General features: G+C 66.5%; 18 protein-coding genes. 8 read left to right on the forward strand and 10 right to left on the reverse strand.

The window, feature by feature from the left end:
- Nucleotides 1-22: 22 nt before the first annotated feature.
- The 7 genes from VIF40_RS07590 to rnr form a co-directional block, all read right to left on the reverse strand.
- Complete coding sequence (locus VIF40_RS07590; protein WP_331936924.1) at nucleotides 23-892, reverse strand: prephenate dehydratase; 870 nt, start codon at nucleotides 890-892, stop codon at nucleotides 23-25.
- A complete protein-coding gene (locus VIF40_RS07595; protein ID WP_331936945.1) occupies nucleotides 889-1,635 on the reverse strand; it encodes a 3-deoxy-manno-octulosonate cytidylyltransferase in 747 nt (248 codons plus the stop codon). Before VIF40_RS07595 ends, VIF40_RS07590 begins: the two co-directional genes overlap by 4 nt.
- 59 nt (nucleotides 1,636-1,694) lie before the next feature.
- The gene (locus tag VIF40_RS07600; protein ID WP_331936925.1) at nucleotides 1,695-2,096 is read right to left on the reverse strand and encodes a hypothetical protein; all 402 of its coding nucleotides are present in this window, start codon (nucleotides 2,094-2,096) and stop codon (nucleotides 1,695-1,697) included.
- A gap of 31 nt (nucleotides 2,097-2,127) precedes the next feature.
- Nucleotides 2,128-2,325: a hypothetical protein gene (locus tag VIF40_RS07605; protein WP_331936926.1), complete on the reverse strand. Its 198-nt coding sequence runs from the start codon at nucleotides 2,323-2,325 to the stop codon at nucleotides 2,128-2,130.
- Between the two features lie 526 nt (nucleotides 2,326-2,851).
- Complete coding sequence (rpmG, locus tag VIF40_RS07610; protein WP_108918013.1) at nucleotides 2,852-3,019, reverse strand: 50S ribosomal protein L33; 168 nt, start codon at nucleotides 3,017-3,019, stop codon at nucleotides 2,852-2,854.
- A 268-nt stretch (nucleotides 3,020-3,287) separates the two neighbouring features.
- Nucleotides 3,288-5,132 carry a nitrilase-related carbon-nitrogen hydrolase gene (locus VIF40_RS07615; protein ID WP_331936927.1) on the reverse strand — a complete coding sequence of 615 codons (1,845 nt, stop codon included), beginning with the start codon at nucleotides 5,130-5,132 and terminating at the stop codon, nucleotides 3,288-3,290.
- A 119-nt stretch (nucleotides 5,133-5,251) separates the two neighbouring features.
- Nucleotides 5,252-7,555, reverse strand: a complete 2,304-nt coding sequence (gene rnr, locus VIF40_RS07620; RefSeq protein ID WP_414684768.1) for a ribonuclease R — start codon at nucleotides 7,553-7,555, stop codon at nucleotides 5,252-5,254.
- Between the two features lie 85 nt (nucleotides 7,556-7,640).
- Between rnr and VIF40_RS07625 the strand changes: the two genes are divergently transcribed.
- A complete protein-coding gene (locus VIF40_RS07625) occupies nucleotides 7,641-9,482 on the forward strand; it encodes a TadE/TadG family type IV pilus assembly protein (RefSeq protein WP_331936928.1) in 1,842 nt (613 codons plus the stop codon).
- Between the two features lie 36 nt (nucleotides 9,483-9,518).
- Here VIF40_RS07625 and topA read toward each other — a convergent pair whose 3' ends face one another.
- A complete protein-coding gene (gene topA / locus VIF40_RS07630; RefSeq protein ID WP_331936929.1) occupies nucleotides 9,519-12,455 on the reverse strand; it encodes a type I DNA topoisomerase in 2,937 nt (978 codons plus the stop codon).
- 303 nt (nucleotides 12,456-12,758) lie between these two features.
- On the opposite strand from topA, the gene VIF40_RS07635 reads away from it, so the two are divergent.
- Nucleotides 12,759-13,841, forward strand: coding sequence for a hypothetical protein (locus VIF40_RS07635; RefSeq protein ID WP_331936930.1), 1,083 nt, complete (start codon nucleotides 12,759-12,761; stop codon nucleotides 13,839-13,841).
- A 240-nt stretch (nucleotides 13,842-14,081) separates the two neighbouring features.
- Complete coding sequence (locus VIF40_RS07640) at nucleotides 14,082-14,798, forward strand: DUF1013 domain-containing protein (RefSeq protein WP_331936931.1); 717 nt, start codon at nucleotides 14,082-14,084, stop codon at nucleotides 14,796-14,798.
- Between the two features lie 223 nt (nucleotides 14,799-15,021).
- On the opposite strand, the gene VIF40_RS07645 is transcribed toward VIF40_RS07640, so the two are convergent.
- Nucleotides 15,022-15,192 carry a hypothetical protein gene (locus VIF40_RS07645; protein WP_331936932.1) on the reverse strand — a complete coding sequence of 57 codons (171 nt, stop codon included), beginning with the start codon at nucleotides 15,190-15,192 and terminating at the stop codon, nucleotides 15,022-15,024.
- A gap of 295 nt (nucleotides 15,193-15,487) precedes the next feature.
- On the opposite strand from VIF40_RS07645, the gene VIF40_RS07650 reads away from it, so the two are divergent.
- From VIF40_RS07650 to VIF40_RS07670, 5 genes are all read left to right on the forward strand, one after another.
- Entirely contained in the window at nucleotides 15,488-17,296 is a 1,809-nt protein-coding gene (locus VIF40_RS07650; RefSeq protein WP_331936933.1) for an ABC transporter transmembrane domain-containing protein, read from the forward strand.
- A 211-nt stretch (nucleotides 17,297-17,507) separates the two neighbouring features.
- Nucleotides 17,508-18,998 carry an IMP dehydrogenase gene (gene guaB / locus VIF40_RS07655; protein ID WP_331936934.1) on the forward strand — a complete coding sequence of 497 codons (1,491 nt, stop codon included), beginning with the start codon at nucleotides 17,508-17,510 and terminating at the stop codon, nucleotides 18,996-18,998.
- Between the two features lies 1 nt (nucleotide 18,999).
- Entirely contained in the window at nucleotides 19,000-19,920 is a 921-nt protein-coding gene (locus VIF40_RS07660) for a ketopantoate reductase family protein (protein WP_331936935.1), read from the forward strand.
- Nucleotides 19,921-20,048: 128 nt separating this feature from the next.
- On the forward strand, nucleotides 20,049-20,432 hold the full coding sequence (locus VIF40_RS07665; protein ID WP_331936936.1) for a hypothetical protein: 384 nt from the start codon (nucleotides 20,049-20,051) through the stop codon (nucleotides 20,430-20,432).
- A 146-nt stretch (nucleotides 20,433-20,578) separates the two neighbouring features.
- Nucleotides 20,579-20,851, forward strand: a complete 273-nt coding sequence (locus tag VIF40_RS07670; RefSeq protein ID WP_331936937.1) for a hypothetical protein — start codon at nucleotides 20,579-20,581, stop codon at nucleotides 20,849-20,851.
- 7 nt (nucleotides 20,852-20,858) lie between these two features.
- Here VIF40_RS07670 and VIF40_RS07675 read toward each other — a convergent pair whose 3' ends face one another.
- On the reverse strand, nucleotides 20,859-21,113 hold the full coding sequence (locus VIF40_RS07675) for a hypothetical protein (protein WP_331936938.1): 255 nt from the start codon (nucleotides 21,111-21,113) through the stop codon (nucleotides 20,859-20,861).
- Nucleotides 21,114-21,117: the final 4 nt, after the last annotated feature.

A 21,117-nucleotide genomic window follows, 5' to 3' on the forward strand; every position in this document is an offset into this window, starting at 1 on the left:
TTCCCGACGCGCGTCGCCAAGTCTAATCGCCATATTCGAACGGGCGCTTGTTCTCCAGGCGGAAGCGGTGCGCCGGATAGACGCCGATGATCTCCAGCTCCTTGGAGAAGAACCGCAATTCATCGAGCGCGCGGGCGAGCGGCGGCTCCTCCGGATGGCCGTCGACATCGGCGAGGAAGCGCGTCGCCGCGAACTCCCCGTCGACCATGTAGCTCTCCAGCTTGGTCATGTTCACGCCATTGGTGGCGAAGCCGCCGAGCGCCTTGTAGAGCGCCGCCGGCACATTGCGCACGCGGAAGACGAAGCTCGTCATCGTCGGGCCATTGCCCGGCGCCGCCCATTTCGACGTCTTCGACAATATGACGAAGCGCGTCGTGTTATGCGCGGCGTCCTCGACATTCTCGGCGAGAATGTCGAGCCCGTAAATGTCCGCGGCGAGGCGCGGCGCCAGCGCGGCCTTGGTCACGTCGTTCCATTCGGCGACCTCGCGCGCGGCGCCGGCAGTGTCGCCGGCCGTATGGGCGGCGAGTCCGAGCTGGCGGATGATCCTGCGGCACTGGCCGAGCGCATGCACATGGCTATAGACGCCGCGCAGCGTCTCGCGCGTCGCGCCGCGCGGGGCCATCAGCTGAAAATGGATGGGCAGAAAATATTCGCCGAGAATGTAGAGCCCGGCGTTGGGCAGGAAATGATGAATATCCGCCACGCGGCCGGCGATCGAATTCTCGATCGGGATCATCCCCAGCGTCGCGACGCCCTCGGTGACCGCGGCGAAGGCGTCCTCGAAGCTCGCGCAGGGCAGCGGCTCGCAATCGGGAAAGGCGTCCCGGCAGGCGATGTCGGAATTGGCGCCGGGCTCGCCCTGATAGGCGATTTTCGGCCGCTCGCTCATCGACGGCTCCGTTCGACTTGGTCCTGCGCCTCGCGCAGGCGTTGCAGATCGGCGCTGGTATCCACCCCGCGCGCCGCTTTGTCCAGGATCATGGCGTCGATGCGCATCCCGGCCTCGAGCGCCCGCAGCTGCTCCAGCCGCTCGCGAATCTCGAGCGGGGAGGGCGGCAGGCCGGTGAAGCGCGCCAGCGCCGCGCGGCGAAAGGCGTAGACGCCGATATGATGCAGATGCGGGCCCTCGCCATGCGGCGCGGGGGCGCGGGTGAAATAGAGCGCGCGCATCCGCCGCGGCGCGACCTCGGCGCCGATCAGCTTGACGACATTGGGATCGTCGCGTTCGCCCGGGCCGGCCGGGGCCGCCAGCGTGGCGATGTCGACCAAGGGGTCCTCCAGCGGCTCCAGCGCGGCCGCGAGCGCGCCGGGCGCGATATCGGGCTGGTCGCCCTGGAGATTGACGATGACGTCATGGACGGCGGCCGGATCGAGCGCGCCGAGCGCCTCGCCGATGCGGTCGCTGCCGCAGGCGTGATCGCCGCCGGTGATCACCACGCGCCCGCCCGCCGCCTCGACAATGCGCGCGATCTGCGCCGAGTCGGTCGCGACCGCGACGGGGCCGATGGCGGCGGCGAGCGCTCTGTCCAGCACATGCAGGATCATCGGCCGGCCGGCGATCGGCGCGAGAGCCTTGCCCGGAAGGCGGGAGGAGCCCATGCGGGCGGGGATGACGACGAGCGGACGGGCCATGGGACGGGCCATGATGGGGCGGCTCTCCTTCGTCGCGCCGCGGCTCTCGCGAGCAGCCTTCAGTAGGCGTTCTGGTCCTCGCCGATCCAACCCTTGTCGGTTCGCACGAAATGCAGCGTGCCTTCGGCCTTCAGCACCTCGCCCTTCTGGAAGCTCTGGCTCTGCGCCAGGCCGAGATAGGCGCAGCGGCCGCGCGCGCGCTCGTCCGTGCAATTCACCTCATAGGCGTCGGGGAATTGCACCTCCGCCTCGTACCAGAGCTCATAGGCTTCCGTGCTCGGCGTTTTCAGCGCGCGGCCGTCGGTCTTCCGGAAGGAGATCAGCTTGCCGCTGACGCCCTGCTTGGAGAACAGATTGCGCAGCACCTTGGCGCCGATGGCGTCATTGGGCTCGCCGCCGCCGTTGCAGGCGGCGAGCGCCAGGGCCGCCGCGCAAGCCAGCGCCAATCCGAGACCGCGCATCCCGAGATCGCGCTTTTCAAGACCTGGCATCTCAAGACCTGGCATCGTCATCGATATTTCCTCCCGCGCCGGCGCCGGCGCTCTGCTTGGTGGCCGGCCGCCTGTCGTTTTCGAAGGCGCCCGGCCGGGTGGGTTTGCCACAAAGCTCGATCCCGAGCAAAGGCGGCGTGAAAATCAGCAGCGCCCGAACCGGACAGACGGGGCGCAGGGCGGCGATGGCGATTCGCAACCCACTGTTTTTTCCCTAACATCCCGAAACTTGTAGAAAATCTTGCCAGAAGGTTGCATTTTTATACAGCTGAGCTAACCTCAGCCATGCCAAAACGAGGTGCGCGTCAGGCAGCGTCGCTGGGTAAGAAAAACAAGACCCCAGCGCGTGCTTTGTGTTCGGTGCGTATCGGCAAACAACTTCGAATACCCTGCGGAGTGCTCAGGTCCGCCGCATCTCCTGGGTCCGTGGGGTTGGCCGGCTGGCGTTGGTTGGAGTGGCCTCCTTAAAGCCAGCGCCAGTCGGCCGCCTTCGTTTCAGGGGAAACGAAGGCGGCCGACAGCCGGAGGGCGAGACGAGGAGGGGGAAATAATCTCCTCCTCTCGGCCTGGAAACGAAACGAGCCCGGAACGGATTTTTCCGTTCCGGGCTCGTTTCGTTTCCAGGCTTGGTTTCGTTTTCAGGCTCGGTATCGTTTCGGGGCTCGGCTTCGTATCGAGACCCGTTACGTTTCGCAGAGGGAAGAGGCGGGAAGGCCCGCCTCGCCTCACTTGATCTTGGTTTCCTTGAACTCGACATGCTTGCGCACGACCGGATCGTATTTCTTGAACACGAGCTTCTCGGTCTTGGTGCGGGCGTTCTTCTTCGTCACATAGAAGGAGCCCGTGTCGGCCGTCGACAGAAGCTTGATCTTGATCATGGCGGATTTGGCCATTGCCGTCAGTCCTGAACTTGTGAGGGGACACTCTCGCTCCGGTCCCGATCCTCACGAACCCGGCGGCGAATTGGCCGGCACCATAAGGACGCGGGCGCCTTTGTCAAGGCGGGCGGGTCGGCGCGATCTCTCCGAATTCGCTTATAATGGGCCGTTTCAAGCCCGATCACCCGCATATTCGGCGTCGGAGACGCAAATGCCGGAGATTTTGATGCGCGCCGACTCCGCCCGCCGCTTTTCGGCGCGCGTCTGAGCGAGTCGCCGCGCGTCAGCGCCCCGGACAGGCGCCGCCGTCTCGCCAGCGTTTCAGGCACGCGCTGTCCTTCGGCTGGGTGAGAGGAATGAACCATTGCGCCTGCTGGCCGTCGATCAGCTGGCTCTGATCGATCCATGTGCCCACCGCCGGAATCTCCGTCTGATGGCGCACATCGGCGGCGCCCGGCGCCGCGGTGAGGGTCGGCGTGGAGACGACCGGCTCCGGCCCATAGATTCCCGCGGCCGTGGCGTCGCCGACGCGACGGCCGCCGCTCACCAGCCAGAGCTGATTCTGCTTCGCCGCGGCATAGGGGAAGAAATCGGCGCGGCCGGTGGGCGGATCGGGAACGCCGAACAGGGCCGAATCGATCTCGACCTTCAGCGGCGAGGGCGCGCCAGCCGGCGCGGCGAGAATATCGACTCGCTGGACCCCATAGAGACCGCCGAGCTCCGGCGTCGCCAGCTCGTCCGCCGTGGCGAGGCCGATACGGCCGAGCGGCGTCTCGATGACGGCGATCTCGTCGCCCGGCGTCGCCCAGCGTCGCGCCGCATCCGGATGCGTCGCGCGATAGCGGCCGAGAATGGCTCCATCAGGCCCGGCGAGCGCGACCGTATGAAAGACGCGCTCACCCGCACGCTCGGGATAGCTCCCCGCCACATAGGCCTTATGCGTGCGGGCGAGAGCGCCGAGCGCGCGCTCGAAGGGACCGTCTCGTTCTTCCGCGCGGGCCTTGATCGCGTCCGGCGGAAGGCCGGAGGGAAGGCTGGACAGCTCGGGAAGCACGGTCAGCGAGCCCTTCTGCGGCTTCGTCTTGTCCATCAGCGACGCCCCCTCGGGCCATTGCGCGGCGACCAGCGTCGCCTTGCGCCTCGTCTTGGCGGCGTTCGGGTCCACGGGGCTGCGATGGAGCGCGAGCCATGGCGTGTAGAGCTCCGGCCGGCGCAGGGCCAGCCGTTCCGTGCGGATCTCGTCGGCGTCCGCCGGGGCGATCTCCGTGGCGTAGACGCCGTGGAGCCCGGGCGGCAGCTCCTCCGGCGGAACGACGGGCGCCTGAATGAGCTTGTGGCCCTGCGGCGACCATATGCTCGAGCCGCCATTGTAATAGAGCGCGCCGCCGGTGATGGGGTTGGTCTCGACGCCGCTGCGGGTCGCGCCGATCACGAAGACGCCGTTCTGCGCGCTCATATATTGGACGTTGGAGACGGTCGAGTGATCGCCCTTGGATTGCGCGGCCGGCGTCCCCGGCGTCACGCGGTCCGAGACCGAGTGCCATGCGATGATCTTTGCCCCGCGCAACGCCGCGAGGCGCGCATATTGCCAATAGGTGTCGTCGTAGCAGATCAGCAGCGCGATGCGGCCGAGCGGCGTGTCGAAGACCGGAACGCCGGTGTCGCCGGGCGCGAAGACTTTTTGGTCCTGCGGATTGAGGCCGTTCTTGCGATATTTGCCGATGAGGCCCTTCGGGCCGAGCAGCACGGCCGTATTATAGGCGAGGCCGGTCTCCGCATCCCGCTCGGCGATCCCGACGCTCATATACAGGCCCGTCCGCGCGAGGACGGGCAGCAGCGCTTTCGTCGTGTCGCCGGGGATGGTGTCGAGATAGGGCGCGATCTGTGACGGATCGCTGAACAAATAGCCGGAGACGGCCGTCTCCGGAAAAACGGCGAAGGTCACGCCTTGCCGTCCGACCTCCTCGGCCGCGTCGACGAGGCGGCGAATATTGCCGTCGAGATCGCCCCAGGCGGGGATGAAATCCACCGCGGCCACTTTGACGGAGCGCGCGGGCGGGGTCTGCGCGGCGGCGCTTCCTGCGCCGAGCAGAACCAAGAGCAGAGCGACGGCCGTCTTCCACTTCATGCGAATCCCCGCCGGACGAGACCGGCCGCAGCGGCCGGTCGTTCGCGTGGAGATATCGGGCGCTGGAGCGCTGCGACCGCGCTCGTGGCGAAAGTTTCACCGAACGGGAGGTCGTCTCGTCAGCGCCGCTTCTGCTTCGCGCGCTCGACGCGGCCGCGTCCCGAGAGCCGGCCGCTCTTCGTCGGCGTCGATCTGCGGGCGCCGCTCGCCACCTCGAAGCGCAGCGCGCCGGCGATCGGCGTCGCCTCGACGAGCCTGGCCTCGATAATGTCGCCGAGGCGAAAGCTCTCGCCCGAGCCGCTGGTCAGCGCATGGCCGGCCTCGTCGTAGCGAAAATATTCGCGGCCGAGCGTCGCCGCCGGGATGAAGCCGTCGGCGCCGGTGTCGAGCAGCCGCACGAACAAGCCGACGCGCGTCACGCCCGAGATGCGCGCCGGAAAGCGCGCGCCGATCTGCGCCGCGAGATGGGTGGCGATCAGCCGATCGATGGTCTCGCGCTCCGCCGCCATTGCGCGCCGCTCGGCGCCGGAGATGCGCGCCGCCACCTCGGCGAGCTCGCCGGCCGAAATATCCGGCATGGCGCCGGGGCCGAAGCTCAGCGCGCGGATCAGCGCGCGATGCACGACGAGATCGGCGTAGCGGCGGATGGGCGAGGTGAAATGCGCGTAGCGGCGCAGATTGAGGCCGAAGTGGCCGTAATTCTCATGCGTATATTCGGCCTGCGCCTGCGTGCGCAGAATGATCTCATTGACGATGTTCTCATGCTCCTTGCCGCGCACGCGGGCGAGAATGACGTTGAAATGCGAGGGCCGCAGCACCTGGCCCTTGGCGAGCTTCACGCCGATCGTCGAGAGGAATTCCGAGAGCGCCGCCACTTTCTCGCGCGAGGGCTCGTCATGGGCGCGGTAGATGAGCTGCTGGCGGTTCTCCTCGAGAACCTCCGCCGCCGCCACATTGGCGAGGATCATGAACTCCTCGATGAGCCGATGCGTCGAAAGGCGCGGCGGCACGACGATGCGATCCACCGTGCCGTCGGCTTTCAATAGAATCTTGCGCTCGGGCAGCTCCAGCTCCAGCGGCGCGCGGAGCTCGCGCGCCTGATCGGCCGATTTATAGGCGCGAAACAGCGGCTCCAGCACGCTGCTCATCAGCGGCGCGCAAATCTCGTCCGGCCGTCCGTCGAGCGCCTCCTGCGCCTGCGCGTAATTGAGCTTGGCCTTGGAGCGCATCATCACGCGATGGAACGTATGGTCGAGCTTATGGCCTTTGTCCGTGATGCGCATGCGCACGGCGAGCGCCGGCCGATCCTCGTGCGGCTTCAGCGAGCAGAGATCGTTGGAGATGCGCTCCGGCAGCATGGGCACGACGCGGTCGGGGAAATAGACCGAATTGCCGCGCTCCAGCGCATCCTTGTCGAGCGCCGAATGCGGGCGGACATAATAGGCGACGTCGGCGATGGCGACCGTCACGATATGGCCGCCGTCATTGTCCGGCGCGGTGTCCGGCTCGGCGAAGACGGCGTCGTCATGGTCCTTGGCGTCGGGCGGATCGATGGTGACGAGCGGCAGCTCGCGCCAATCCTCGCGATGCGCCTCGAGGCGCGCGGCCTTGGCCGCCTCGGCCTCGGCGATCGCCTCGGCGCGGAACTCGTCCGGAATGCCGTGGACGCGCAGCGCGATCATGCTGATCGCCTTTTCCGTCGCCAGCGAGCCGAGCGTCTCGCGCACGCGGGCGCGCGGCGCGCCGAGCCGCGTCTTGCCGACGAGATCGACGGAGACCAGATCGCCGTCCTTCGCGTCGCCGCGATCCTCCGCCGCTATGGCGAGCTCGCGGCCGGCCTGCTTCTTTTCGACCGGCTCGATATGCGCGACGCCATTGGCGGCGATGCGCAGCACGCCCATGATGCGCGCGCGCGCCTTGGACAGCAGCTTCACGACGCGGCCTGCGTAGGGCGGATCATTCGGGCCGGCGTCGCGGTCCGGCTCGGCGCGCACCAGCGCGCGGTCGCCGACGCCGGGCAGAGGCTCGCCGGGCTTGGGCCGGCGCGGCGCGGAGATGCGGATGCGGGGAGGGGGGCCGAGCTCGTCGGCGTCCCATTCGGCCGGCGCGGCGATCAGCTCGCCGTCGTGGTCGCGTCCCACTATGTCGGCCAGCACCACGGCGGGCAGCACGCCCGGGCGGGTGAGCCGCTTGCCGCGCCGCTCCAGCGCGCCTTCGGACTCGAGCTCGGCCAAGAGGCGCTTCAGCCCGATCCGATCGGCGCCTTTGACGCCGAAAGCGCGCGCGATCTCGCGCTTGCCGATTTTTCCCGTATTGCCGGCGCGGCTCATCGCCTCGCGCTCGCGGGCGATGAAGGCGAGAATGTCCTCTCGGGACGGAAGGGCGGGCGGAGGCGAGACGAGCTCGCGGGGCTTTCTGGTCAAAGTGGGTCTCGAGGGCCGCGGAATCGTCCCGCCGACGGGCGCCGGGACGTCGATATATACACTGAGCGCCGGCCGGCGCGCGTCGATGTTTCGCGCTCCGTTTACGCTTTCTCGAGGTTATCGGACGTCAATCGTAATTGTCCGGATCGATTTAGGGCCGGATGAGAAATTTCTCGTAAGCATAAGCTGTTCTGTTTGCACAAACCTCGAGAGCCCCAAAATGCAGCCTGTATCCGAATCGGCTCGCTCTTTCGCTCAGGATCGCGGCGGAAATATCGCGATCATATTCGGTCTGAGCTTCGTGCCGGTCATCATGATGATCGGCGCGGGCATCGATTACGGCCGCATCGCCGCGGCGCGCGGATCGCTGCAGCAGGCGGCGGACGCCGCTGTGCTCGCCGTGGCCAAGGGCATCGTCACCGCCACGACCGACCAGCAGGCGCGCAGCCAGGCGCAGGTCTATCTCACCGCCAATTACCGCAACGCCACGGCGACGGTGACATCGGCGACCATCGCCACGGATCGGCTGTCGCTCTGCATCTCGGCGCAGGCCCAGGTCGCGACCACCATCATGCAGATCGCCCGGACGAGCACGATGTCGACGCAAGTGACCGCCTGCGCGGCGCTGCAGGGCGGCATCAGCTCGACCGACACCTACGAGATCGCGCTGGTGCTGGACAATTCCGGCTCGATGAGTGAGAGCACCAGCGGCACGACGAAGATCAAAGCGTTGCAGACTGCGGCGACGAGCTTCGTCGGCACCTTGTTCACCAAGGCGCCGGGGCGGGTGAAATTCTCGGTGGCGCCCTTTGCGGGTGGCGTCGTCGCCCTTGACCCTACTGTGTCGACCAACCGCGCACTCTCGTGGATCGATCTGAACGGGGCCAATTCTCAGCACTGGGTCGCTTTCGGGGGCAAGACCGCAGCCACCGCTGCGGGATTCAAGACCCGATTCGACATTTTCAACAAGCTCAAGAGCCGTAACTCTGCGCTCGATTGGCGCGGATGTTTCGAAGAGCCGGCCTATCCGTACAATGTTCAAGATTTGTCGGTCTCTACGACCAATGCAGAAACGCTCTTCGTCCCGTATCTCGCTCCAGACGAGCCGGACGCCTCTGACTATGGATGGAACTATTACGGGAATAGCTATCTGGACGACAATGGTTCTTGCAGCAGCAAGAGTGCAAACGACGATTGGAGCGAGCTTACGCATGTGTGCAAATATTCCGCGACCGGCTCGCTTCGCGGAAGTTATGGTCCAACGGACTTCTACGGTCCAAACCAGTTCTGCCCCGACAACTCGACTCAGACGGTTCTACAGCTCACATCCACACAGACGTCTGTTAATAGCAAGATCAGCCAGCTCGCCGCCAACGGTAATACGAACCTGCATGCCGGCTTCATGTGGGGATGGCGGACGATCTCTCCGGTGGGGCCGCTCTCGCAGGGCAGGGCCTATAGCGCATCCGGAAATCACAAAATCATGGTTTTCATGACCGACGGATTCAACAATTGGGGAACGCAGACCCGGACCGTCGTCGGATCGGACTATGAATCGCTCGGCTACTACACCTATAATGGCTCGGCAAACGCGCGGCTTCCAGATGGCACGTCAGGCGACAGGGTCAATTATCAGACGGCCTTGACCGTGGCGGCCGGTAGCAAATACAGCTATCTCTCGACCTCGCGTGTCGCCGAGGATGATCTGACGCTTGAGGCCTGCACGAACGCCAAAGCGGCGGGTGTCGAGATTTTCACGATCGGCTTCTCGATCCCGAGCGATCCGATCGACGATCAGGGTCTGACGCTGCTGAAGAACTGCGCCACCAATACGGCGCATTATTTCGCGGCGACCGACGTCGCCAGCCTCAACCTCGCCTTCTCGACGATCGGCACCGGGCTCGGCTCGCTACGGCTGTCGCAGTGAGGGACAGCGCGGCCGCCCGTCCGGCGGCTGCGCTTCTCACTTTCCCGAGGCGGCTTTCTTCACGGGCTTCTTGGCCGGCGCCTTCGGGGCGGCGGCCTTTTTCACGGGGGCTTTTTTCACAGGCTCGGAATCGGCGAAGGGAACTTCGTCGCTCTCTTCGATGTCCTTCTTGCCAACCTCCTTCTTGACGGCCGCCTTTTTCGCCGGGGCCTTGGTCTTGGAGGCGGGGGAGGCGGCCTTTTTGGCCGGCGCCTTCTTCGCCTTCACGGGGCCGCCCTTCTCCTCGATCAGCCGAATCGCGTCCTCGAGCGTCACATCCTCGACGCCCATGCTCTTGGGAAGCGTGGCGTTGACCTTGCCGTGATTCACATAAGGACCGTAGCGGCCGGCGCGCACGGTGATGGCGCCGCCCTGCGGATGGTCGCCGAGCGACTTGCCGCTGGCGGCGGCGGCGCCGCTCGCCTTGGCGGCCAGCAGCTCGACGGCCTGCTCTATCGTCAGGCTCGTCGGATCGGTTCCCTTGGATAGCGTCGCATTGACCTTGCCCCAATTCACATAGGGGCCGAACCGTCCGCTCTTCACGCTGATCTCGCCGCCTTGCGGATGATCGCCGAGCGCGCGGCCCGGGTCCGAGGCGCGGCCGAAGCGCGAGCCGCCGCCGCCGCTCTCCTTGGTGACGATCAGATCGATGGCGCGATTGCCGCCGATCGAGAGAATATCGTCGTCGCGGCCGAGATTGGCGTAGGTCTTCCCATGCTGGACATAGGGGCCGAAGCGGCCGATGCCGGCGAGGATCGGCTCGCCGCTCTCGGGATGTTTCGCCACCTCGCGCGGCAGCGACAAGAGGCGGATCGCCTGCTCGAGCGTGAGCTCGTCGGATTTGATGCTCTTGGGGATGGAGGAGCGCTTGGGCTTCTCGCCTTCCTCGGTCGCCTCGCCCTCCTGCACGTAATCGCCGAAGCGGCCACCGCGCAGCGTGATCTCGGCGCCGCTGTCGGGGTCCTGTCCCAGCACCCTCACGCCTGGACGCGCGCCCTCCGCCGCGTCGCCCGTGGGCGGCGACAATGTGCGGGTGAAGCGGCATTCCGGATAGTTGGAGCAGCCGATGAAGGCGCCGAATTTGCCGAGCTTCAGCGACAATTGCCCGGCGCTGCAGGCCGGGCAGGCGCGGGCGTTCGAGCCGTCGGGCTTGGCCGGGAAGATATGCGGGCCCAAAAGATCGTTGAGGCTGTCGAGCACCTGGGTGGTGCGCAGCTCCTTGGTGCCGTCGACGGCGCCGGAGAAAGCGGCCCAGAAGTCGCGCAGCACCTCTTTCCAGTCGATCTCATTGTTGGAGACCTTGTCGAGCTTCTCCTCGAGATCGGCGGTGAAGTCGAACTCGACATAGCGGGAAAAGAAGCTCTCCAGAAAGGCCGTCACGATGCGGCCCTTGTCCTCGGGGACCAGGCGTTTCTTGTCGAGGCGCACATAATCGCGCTCGCGCAGCACGGCGAGCGTCGAGGCGTAGGTGGAGGGGCGGCCGATGCCGAGCTCCTCCATGCGCTTGACCAGCGTCGCCTCGGTGAAGCGCGGCGGCGGCTCGGTGAAATGCTGGCCTGCCTCGATCTTCTCGCGCGTCGCCGGCTCGCCGGGGCTCATCGGCGGCAGGCGGCCGCCATCCTCGTCGGCCTCGTCGTCGCGGCCTTCCTGATAGAGCTCGAGAAAGCCGGAGAAGCGCACCACCTGGCCGGAGGCGCGCAGCTCGAGGCTCCGTTTGCCGACGAGGGCGTCGATGTCGACAGTGGTTCGCTCGAGCTCGGCGGACTCCATCTGGCTGGCGATGGTGCGGGTCCAGATCAGCTCATAGAGCTTGGCCTGCTCCGGCTCGAGATGCTTGGCGACATGCTTGGGCAGGCGCGAGAGGTCGGTCGGGCGGATCGCCTCATGCGCCTCCTGGGCGTTCTTGGCCTTCACCGTATATTTGCGCGGAACCTTCGGTACGAAGCGCTCGCCATATTCCTTGGCGATGACCTTGCGCGCCGAGGCGATGGCCTCGGGGGCCATATCGACGCCGTCGGTTCGCATATAGGTGATGAGACCGGCCGTCTCGCCGCCGATGTCGACGCCCTCATAGAGGCGCTGCGCGATGCGCATGGTCTGCGCGGGGGCGAGACCGAGCTTGCGCGAGGCCTCCTGCTGCAGCGTCGAGGTGGTGAAGGGCGCGTAAGGGTGCCGCTTGACCGGCTTGGCCTCCACCGACCGAATGGTGAAGCTCGCGCTCTCGAGCGCGTTTTTGAAGTCCTCGGCCTCCTGGCCGGAGCCGATGTCGAGTCGCGCGATCTTCTTGCCGTCGGCGCCCGAGAGGCGGGCGGTGAAAGCGTCGCCCGCCTTGGTTTTGAGATGGGCGACGAGCGACCAATATTCGCGGGTGACGAATTTCTCGATCTCGAGCTCGCGGTCGCAGACGAGGCGCAGCGCCACCGATTGCACGCGGCCGGCCGAGCGGGCGCCCGGCAGCTTGCGCCACAGCACCGGCGAGAGCGTGAAGCCGACGAGATAGTCGAGCGCTCGTCTCGCGAGATAGGCGTCGACCAGCGCCTGGTCGATCTCGCGCGGATGCGCCATCGCCTCTGTAATGGCGTCCTTGGTCACGGCGTTGAAGACGACGCGCTCGACGCGCTTGTCGCCGAGCGCCTTCTTCTTCTTCAATATGTCGAGCAGATGCCAGGAGATGGCCTCGCCCTCGCGATCCGGATCGGTCGCCAGAATGACCTTGTCGGCGTTTTTGACGGCTTCGGCGATCGCCGAGATGCGCTTGGCCGATTTGGCGTCGCTCTCCCATTTCATCGCGAAATCCTCGGCCGGATCGACCGAGCCGTCCTTGGGCGGCAGGTCGCGCACATGGCCGTAGCAGGCGATCACATTGAAATCGCGGCCGAGATATTTGTTGATCGTCTGGGCCTTGGCGGCCGATTCGACGATGACGACATTCATCGAGCAGTCCTTCAGAAATCCGGTCGCGGGCGGCCCGCCTGGGGCGTTGCCGGGGGCCCGGCCCGCGGTTGGGGCGCGAACATGGGCAAAAGGGGGGCGTCCTGTCAAATAGGGGGTGAGACGATCCCGCGGCCGCCCGCCGCGCGCCCGACCTCGACCGCCGATTGCGGCGCCACACATTTTCGTCCCCATCGGCGCTCTATGCAGGGGCGAAATCGGGGCGGGACGGCTATAGTCCGCGTGAGAAAGCGCAGCCGAGGCCGCGTCCGCGCCCGAAGGCTTTTCTTACGGAAAGAATTCGCAATGGCCCGATCGAAATTCACCACCGACGATCTCGGCGCGGCGCGCGAGGCGGGGATCATAGACGCCGCCGCCCATGAGCGGCTCACGCGATTTCTCGCAGAGCGCGAATCGGCCGAGCGGGGCGCGACGCCGGAGGGCGCGGCGCGCTTCGATGTCGTCAATGTGCTCTGGTATATGGGCGCGCTGATCGTGATGGGCGCGATGAGCCTGTTCAGCACGACCGCCTTCGGCCTCTGGGGCCCGCGCGCGCTCATGCTCACCTCGCTGGCCTATGGCCTCGGCTTTTCCGCGGCGGGCGCCTGGCTGTGGCGGCGTCGCGGCCTGCGCACGCCCGCGGGACTGCTGGTGACCTGCGCCGTCTCCATGGCGCCGCTGCTCGTCTTCGCCCTCCAGCTGCTCGGCGGCCATGATCCGACCGAAGCCGCGCCCTATCGTGATTTTTACGTCTGGATCAGCTCGAGCTGGCTGCCCATGGAGCTCGGGACCATTGCGGCGGCGCTCGTCGCCCTCGTCTTTTTCCCCTTTCCTTTCCTAACCATGATCATCGCCTTCGCTCTGTGGTTCATGTCGATGGATCTGGCGCCCTGGCTGGTCGGCGAAGAGCATTTCTCCTATCAGCAGCGCGCCAATGTGAGCCTTGCTTTCGGCGCGCTCGTCATCGCTGTGGCCTGGCTCGTCGATCTGAAGCGGTGGCGGGGCGGGGACTTCGCCTTCTGGCTGCATCTTTCCGGGCTTCTGGCCTTCTGGGGCGGGCTGACGGCGCAGCACAGCGGCGACGAGATCGGCAAGGCGCTCTATTGCGCGATCAATCTCGGGCTGCTGCTGCTGTCGCTGGTGTTCATGCGCCGCGCCTATGCCGTTTTCGGCGCTTTCGGGGTCACGCTCTATCTCGGCCATCTGGCGGCGGAGGTGTTCAAGGATTCGATTCTCTTTCCCTTCGCTCTGTCGGGAATCGGCGTCGCGGTGATCGCCGCCGGCCTGTTGTTTCATCGTCACGGCGCGCGGCTCGGCGCGGCGATCGGCGCGGCCCTGCCGGATTACGTGCGGGGATTGCGGCCAGCCCATGCGCGCGAAGGAGTTTGAAATCGCGCGGGAAGGGGTTTGAATTGGCGCGGGAAGCGGTTTGAAAATGGCGCGGGGAGGGGGCCCGAGCGGCGCGAAAGCGCTCTGATCGGCGATTGCGCTTCGCGGGCGGCCGGTCTATATGGAGAACATTCCCCGCATGGTTATCCGTAAATATCGCGGCTTCGGCCCCGCGGCGCGGGCGCGGCTTATCCGCGCATGGGCCATGCGGCGCATTGACCTCTGAAGGAGAATCGATCGATGAGCAACGCTCCGCTCATGCCCAAGGCGACCGCCGTCTGGCTCGTCGAGAACACGTCGCTCGCCTTCGACCAGATCGCCGATTTCTGCAAGCTCCACCCGCTCGAGGTGAAGGGCATCGCCGATGGCGAGGTCGCCGCCGGCATTCGCGGGCTCGATCCGATCACCTCCGGCCAGCTCTCGCGCGAGGAGATCGCGCGCGGTGAGAGAGACACCGCTCATCGGTTGTCGCTCCTGGTCTCCAAGGTCAAGGTTCCGGAGGTCAAGCGTCAGCGCGGGCCGCGCTACACGCCGCTGTCGCGCCGCCAGGACCGGCCCAACGCCATTCTCTGGCTGGTGCGCAACCATCCCGAGCTCAAGGATGCGCAGGTCATGCGCCTCGTCGGCACGACGAAGAGCACGCTGAAGGCGGTGCGCGAGCGCACCCATTGGAATTCCGCGGCGCTCGCGCCCATGGACCCGGTGACGCTCGGCCTCTGCTCGCAGATCGATCTCGATTTCGAGGTCAATCGCGCCGCCAAGGACCGCCCCGCCATGCCCGAGGAGCAGGGCCAGACCTTGCAGCCCGCCGAGATCACGACCGCGCCCCGTCACGAGCCGACGACGACCGAGGACGTCTTCGGCAAGCGCCCGCCGCCGGCGCCGGTCGAGGAGGAGGATCACTTCGACGCCGACCGCGTGTTCGGCCGCTTGAAAAGCCTCGACTTCGACGACTGAGGAGGGGGGCGCGACAATCTGGCGCATTTACCGCAGGCGGCGCCTTGTGATTATTTGCGCGCAGGTCGAGCCGCTCGCGGCGTCTCACGCAGAGGCGGGTCGACAAAAAGCAACGCCAGCGACTGGCGGTCGCCGGCGTTGCTATTCGGACGTGTCGTCAGGGAGCCTGCAGACTGGACCCCGGTGTTGCGCCCAAAGGGGGAGAAGCGAACGGCTCGTGCTTTTATTTGAAGTAGAAGCCGAGGATGCCGCCGGCGAGCGCGCCGACAATGGCCGCGGAAAGCGTATTGGCGACGCCGCCGAGGCCAGCAGCGCCGAGGCCGCCGAGCAGAAGGGCGCCGACGCCCGCGAAAATATAGACGGTGGTGTTGAGTTCGAATTCGCGTTCAGCCATTGGTGTCACTCCTTTGGTTTCCAGAACGTCCCGCCTTATCGTTTGCTCGGTGGCGGGTGCGCTCCTGCCCCTCTCTGCGGGGCTGTCTTGTCGACGATGGCGAGCCTAACATAACCTTGTCGACTGTCCAGTTCGCTCCGCGCGCCGATTTTCAAGAAAATGCGGCGTTTTTTCCCATATCGAACCGATTCAATCGCTTGGCGCCGCGCGTGCCGAGGCCCGCGATATCGCAAAATCGGCGAGTCGGCGCGATCCGGCTTGGAATGACTCCGCCTCGGCGCTTATATCCCGCGCTATGACAGCCGAAACCGCCTCCCCCGAGTCTCGCTCCTGGCGCCGCGCGTTCGACGCGCTCGCGCCCCTCCTTCCTTACGCCCTTCGCTACAAGGGCCGAATCGCGCTCGCCCTGGTCGCGCTGGGCGTGGCGGCGCTTTCGACGCTGACCCTGCCGCTCGCCGTGCGCGGCATGATCGATCACGGATTTTCCAGCGACGATCCTTCCGCCGTGAACGCCTATTTCGGCGCGATGGTGGTCGTCGTCGCGATTCTGGCTCTCGCCTCGGGCTCGCGCTATTATCTGGTGATGACATTGGGCGAGCGAATCGTCGCCGATCTGCGCGGCGATTTTTTCCGCCATCTCACACTGCTCGACGCTTCCTTCTACGACAAGTCGAGAACGGGCGAGCTGACCTCGCGCCTCACCGCCGATACGACGCAGCTGAAATCCGTCTTCGGCTCCTCCGTTTCGATCGCATTGCGCAATATTTTCATGTTCGCCGGCGCGGTGGCGATGATGATTCTGACGAGTCCGAAGCTGACCGGCGTCGCGCTCACGGCGATTCCTTTCATCATCCTGCCGCTCATCGCCTCGGGACGCGTGATGCGGCGGCGTTCGCGCCATGCGCAGGATCGGCTGGCCGCGGCGAGCGCCTACGCCACCGAAAATCTCGCGGCCGTGCGCACCATGCAGGCCTGCAATGCGCAGCAGGTCGCGGCAGAGCGATTCGCAGAGGCCGCCGAAGGGGCCTATACGGCCGCGCGCGACGCCACGCAGACGCGCGCCTTGGTCACCTCGGTGACGATTTTTCTCGCCTTCGGCAGCGTTGTCGCCATGTTGTGGTTCGGCGCGCAGGATGTGCTGGCGGGCCGCATCACCACCGGCGTTCTCTCGCAATTCGTGCTCTACGCCGTGCTGGCGGCGAGCTCGCTCGGAGAACTGTCGCAGGTTTGGAGCGAGGTGTCCGCGGCCGCTGGGGCCGCCGGCCGCATCGGCGAGATTCTCGCCGTTCGCCCCGCCGTCGAGCCGCCCGCCGTTCCGTTGCATCTGCCTGCGCCGGTGAGCGGCCGCATCGTCTTCGACGACGTCGGCTTTTCTTATCCGGCGAGCGCGGGCGCCCCGGCCGTCGAGGGGTTGCGCTTTTCCGTCGCGCCGGGCGAGCGCGTCGCCATCGTCGGCCCGTCGGGCGCCGGCAAGTCGACGGTTTTCCAGCTGCTCGAGCGATTCTATGACGTGTCGGCGGGCGCGATCACCATCGACGGCGTGGATCTGCGCGCGCTCGATCCGCTCGAATTGCGTCGCGCCATCGCGCTGGCGCCGCAGGACCCCGTCGTTTTCGGCATGACGGTCGCGGAAAATATCGCCTATGGCCGCGAAGGCGTTCCGCGACACGCGATCGTCGCGGCGGCCGAGCGCGCGCAAGCGGCGCAATTCATCGAGGCTCTGCCGCAGGGCTATGACACCGAGATCGGCGAGCGGGGCGTCACGCTCTCTGGCGGCCAGCGCCAGCGCCTCGCCATTGCCCGCGCCATTCTCGCCGATGCGCCGATCCTGCTGCTCGACGAGGCGACCTCGGCGCTGGACGCCGAGAATGAGGCGCTGGTGAAGGAGGCGCTGCATGATGTGATGCGCGGCCGCACGACGCTGGTCATCGCCCATCGGCTCGCCACCGTGCTGGAGGCGTCTCGCATTCTGGTGATGAGCGGCGGGCGCATCGTCGAGGAGGGGACACACGCCAGTCTCGTGGCCGACGGCGGCCTCTATGCGCGGCTGGCGCGTCTGCAATTCGATACGAGCGCGGAAGCGGCGGCGCTGGAGGAGGTCTGACAGGGCGCTCTCTCCTGCGAAGTGGGGGAGAGCGGGGAGGCGGCGACGGCGGCTGCGATCGAGTTGTCCACCGCCGTCTCGCGCAGATTTTGCCTTCCGTCACATTGGTGCTATGAGCACGCGCCAACCCGGAAGACGGCTCGCGTCGCCGTTTTTTCGTCGTCCGGCCTCGAGCATGGCCGGTTTTTGCGCCCCCGAGGGAGTTGGCTCCATGACATCTTACGCACGACCGCCGTTGCACGAGGCTCTGACCTTCGACGATGTGTTGCTGCGTCCGAGCCATTCGCTGGTCATGCCGTCGCAGGTCGATATCTCGACGCGGCTGACGCGCGACATCACGCTCAATTTGCCGATCATCTCCTCGGCCATGGACACGGTGACCGAGGCGCGGCTCGCCATCGCCATGGCGCAGGCCGGCGGATTGGGCGTCATCCACCAAAACCTCACCCCCGCCGCCCAGGCCGCCGAGGTGCGCAAGGTCAAGCGCTACGAGAGCGGCATGGTGGTCGATCCGATCACCATCTATCCGGACGAGACGCTCGCCGATGCGCTGGCGCTGATGGCGCGCTATGGCATTTCCGGCATTCCGGTGGTCGAGCGCGGCCATGGCGAGAAGGCCGGCAGACTGGTCGGCATTCTTACCAATCGCGACGTGCGTTTCGCCGATAATATGCGCGAGCCGGTCGCCGAGCTGATGACCAAGCAGCTCATCACCGTGCGCGAGGGCGTCGACCAGGAGGAGGCGCGCCGCCTGCTGCATCAGCACCGCATCGAGAAGCTGCTCGTCGTCGACGAGGATTATCGCTGCGTCGGCCTCGTCACGGTGAAGGACATAGAGAAGGCGACGCTGCATCCGCACGCCGCCAAGGACGGCGAGGGCCGCCTGCGCGTCGCCGCCGCCGCGACTGTCGGCGATCGCGGCTATGAGCGCGCGCTGCAATTGATCGACGCCGGCGTCGATCTCATCGTCATCGACACGGCGCATGGCCATTCGCAGGCGGTGCTCGATCAGGTCGGCCGCATCAAGAAAGTCTCCAATAAAGTCTCGATCGTCGCCGGCAATATTGCGACGCGGGAAGCGGCCAAGGCGCTGATCGACGCGGGCGCCGATGCGGTCAAGGTCGGCATAGGCCCCGGCTCCATCTGCACGACGCGCATCGTGGCGGGCGTCGGCGTGCCGCAGCTCACGGCGATCATGGACGCCGCCGAGGAGGCGCATAAGCTCGGCGTGCCGGTCATCGCCGATGGCGGCGTGAAATATTCGGGCGATCTCGCCAAGGCCATCGCGGCCGGCGCCTCGGTCGTGATGATCGGGTCGCTGCTCGCGGGCGCCGAGGAGGCCCCCGGCGAAGTGTTCCTCTATCAGGGCCGCTCCTTCAAATCCTATCGCGGCATGGGCTCCGTCGGCGCGATGGAGGCGGGCTCGGCCGCCCGCTATTTCCAGCAGGATGTGAAGGAGAGCCTCAAGCTGGTGCCGGAAGGCATAGAGGGCCGCGTGCCGTTCCGCGGGCCAGTGGCGCCGATCCTCTATCAGCTCGCCGGCGGGCTGCGCGCGGCCATGGGCTATGTCGGCGCGCCGACCATCCCCGAGTTCCAGGCCAAGGCGGAATTCGTTCGCATCACCAACGCCGGCCTGCGCGAGAGCCACGTCCACGACGTGTCGATCACGAGAGAGAGCCCGAACTATCCGACCGGCGCCTGACATGCGCTCGCTTGTCCTCGGAGCAGGGGCCGTCGGCGGCTATTTCGGCGGACGGCTCGTGGAGGCCGGCGCGGATGTGACCTTTTTCGTGCGGGAGGCGCGGGCGCGGCTCCTCGCCGAGCACGGGCTCGCGATCGAGAGCGCGCTCGGCGGCGCGCGGCTCGCGGCGAAAGCGGTCTTCGATCCGAGGACGCTCGCGCCCTTCGACCTCGTGATCTTGACCTGCAAGGCCTATGATCTGGACGAAGCGCTGGAGACGATCGCGGGAGCGGTCGGTCCGGGCACGGGCGTGCTGCCGCTGCTCAATGGTCTCGCGCATCTCGATCGTATCGCGTCGCGCTTTCCGCAGGCGCATGTCTTCGGCGGCGTGGCGCGGATCAGCGCGACGCTCGACGAGGGTGGCGTCATCCGGCATTTCGGCGAATTGAACCGCATCGATTTCGGCGCGCGCGACGGCGGGACGGACGCCCGGCTCGCGGAATTGCACGCCGCTTTCGCGCAGACGCCCGTCGAGGCGCGTCTTTCGAGCGAGATAGAGCAGGAGCTCTGGGATAAATTCGTGTTTTTGGCGACGTTCGCCGGAATCACCAGCCTCATGCGCGCGAGCATAGGGACCGTGCTGGAGACGCCCGCGGGCGAGGCGCTGATCCTGCGCCTTCTCGCCGAATGCGAGAGCGTCGCGCGCGCCGAGCGCCACGCGCCGCAGACGGAGACATTCGCCGCGCTCCGCGTGGAATTGATGCGGCGCGGCTCGCCGCTCAAATCCTCCATGCTGCGCGACATCGAGCGGGGAGGGCGCACGGAGGGCGAGCATATACTCGGCGACATGCTCGCGCGCGCGCATCGGGCCGGCGTGGAGGCGCCCGTTCTGGAGATCGCCGCGACGCATGTTCACGCCTATGAGATCGCCCGCGCGGTCTAGCCGTTCATTCGGAGCGAGTTTTCACCGCCGGAACGATTCCGTTGACGTAGAAAGCGCGCTAGCGGCACGAAATTCGCGTAAATCCCGGACTGCCAGGCGACGGGCGCCGGCGACCGGGGACAAGACAAATGACCGATCCGAGCGCGAGCCTCGCCAAGGCGGAGGAGCAGGTGCTCGCCGCTGCGCGGCGCAATTTCGACAGCTTTTTCCGCTGGATCGCTTTTCTCGACGATTCGATCAAGAAGGATATCGGCCCGAAGTTCGGCGTCGATCTGGCGCTGAAGGCGAGCGCCGTCGAGCAGAAGGCGATGGGTCTGCTCTTCGTTTCGCGCCCGCTGAAGGAGCCGCTGCCGATTCCCTTCGAGATCGAGGGAACGACGATCCGTTTCGGCCATCCGAAATTCGAGCGCGACGACGAGGCGACGGGCGAGAAAACCAGCCGCTACGACCTCTCCACCGTCGACGATGTGAACCGCATTCTCAGCAATGTGGTGCAGGATTACATCGGCTGAGCCGAAGGGGAAATGGGCTGAGCCGAAGGGGGCATGGGCTGCGCTGGCCGGCGCATGGCACGTCGATTGCTATCTAATTCTGAGACAAGCAATCAGACGGGCCTCGGTCCTTTCACGGGGACTCGGCCCTTTGTCGGAGATCGGACATGCTGCCGCAAGTCGTCATGGTCGATGGCGTCCCCAGATGCGTCATTCGCCCGACCGATCAGAAAGCGCTCGATCGCTTCGTGCGCAACAGCCGGAAATGGCTCCAAGCCGGCCAATCTGACGCCAAATGCACCTACCGCCCGGCCGATGACTCGGAGACGGCCTTTTGGAAGGACGCCTTCGAGCTGCACAAGGCCGCGGGCGCCGACGACGAGAGCTTTTTCGGCATTCCCTTCGTCGCCTCGCCGGTCGTGGCGACGGCGTCGGAGTAGAAACGCTTCAGTCGACGCTGCAACGGATCGGCGCGGGCGCGGGCGCGCTCTCCTGCGCCGCCGCGGCTGCGAGCGCCATCGGACATTTGGCGCAGTCGTGACCGCTGCAGCCCGCGCAGGGCGACGGCGCCGCTGCGGCCTCGACCGGGGCCGATGCGCCGGCGACGCCGGCCGCGTCCGCGCCCGGCTGGTCGCTTGCCGCGGCCAAGGCTGCGCCCGCGATCAGCAGAGCGGGCAGGGCGAGAGCGAAGGATTTCGACATGGCG

It is taken from the genome of Methylosinus sp. (genome assembly GCF_036560965.1).
Lineage (GTDB): Bacteria > Pseudomonadota > Alphaproteobacteria > Rhizobiales > Beijerinckiaceae > Methylosinus.

Coding starts and splice junctions, on each gene's coding strand:
- VIF40_RS07590 (WP_331936924.1), bottom strand. CDS start 892: ATGAGCGAGCGGCCGAAAATCGCCTATCAGGGCGAGCCCGGCGCCAAT.
- VIF40_RS07595 (WP_331936945.1), bottom strand. CDS start 1,635: ATGGCCCGTCCGCTCGTCGTCATCCCCGCCCGCATGGGCTCCTCCCGC.
- VIF40_RS07600 (WP_331936925.1), bottom strand. CDS start 2,096: ATGCGCGGTCTCGGATTGGCGCTGGCTTGCGCGGCGGCCCTGGCGCTC.
- rpmG (WP_108918013.1), bottom strand. CDS start 3,019: ATGGCCAAATCCGCCATGATCAAGATCAAGCTTCTGTCGACGGCCGAC.
- VIF40_RS07615 (WP_331936927.1), bottom strand. CDS start 5,132: ATGAAGTGGAAGACGGCCGTCGCTCTGCTCTTGGTTCTGCTCGGCGCA.
- VIF40_RS07625 (WP_331936928.1), top strand. CDS start 7,641: ATGTTTCGCGCTCCGTTTACGCTTTCTCGAGGTTATCGGACGTCAATC.
- topA (WP_331936929.1), bottom strand. CDS start 12,455: ATGAATGTCGTCATCGTCGAATCGGCCGCCAAGGCCCAGACGATCAAC.
- VIF40_RS07635 (WP_331936930.1), top strand. CDS start 12,759: ATGGCCCGATCGAAATTCACCACCGACGATCTCGGCGCGGCGCGCGAG.
- VIF40_RS07640 (WP_331936931.1), top strand. CDS start 14,082: ATGAGCAACGCTCCGCTCATGCCCAAGGCGACCGCCGTCTGGCTCGTC.
- VIF40_RS07645 (WP_331936932.1), bottom strand. CDS start 15,192: ATGGCTGAACGCGAATTCGAACTCAACACCACCGTCTATATTTTCGCG.
- VIF40_RS07650 (WP_331936933.1), top strand. CDS start 15,488: ATGACAGCCGAAACCGCCTCCCCCGAGTCTCGCTCCTGGCGCCGCGCG.
- guaB (WP_331936934.1), top strand. CDS start 17,508: ATGACATCTTACGCACGACCGCCGTTGCACGAGGCTCTGACCTTCGAC.
- VIF40_RS07660 (WP_331936935.1), top strand. CDS start 19,000: ATGCGCTCGCTTGTCCTCGGAGCAGGGGCCGTCGGCGGCTATTTCGGC.
- VIF40_RS07665 (WP_331936936.1), top strand. CDS start 20,049: ATGACCGATCCGAGCGCGAGCCTCGCCAAGGCGGAGGAGCAGGTGCTC.
- VIF40_RS07670 (WP_331936937.1), top strand. CDS start 20,579: ATGCTGCCGCAAGTCGTCATGGTCGATGGCGTCCCCAGATGCGTCATT.
- VIF40_RS07675 (WP_331936938.1), bottom strand. CDS start 21,113: ATGTCGAAATCCTTCGCTCTCGCCCTGCCCGCTCTGCTGATCGCGGGC.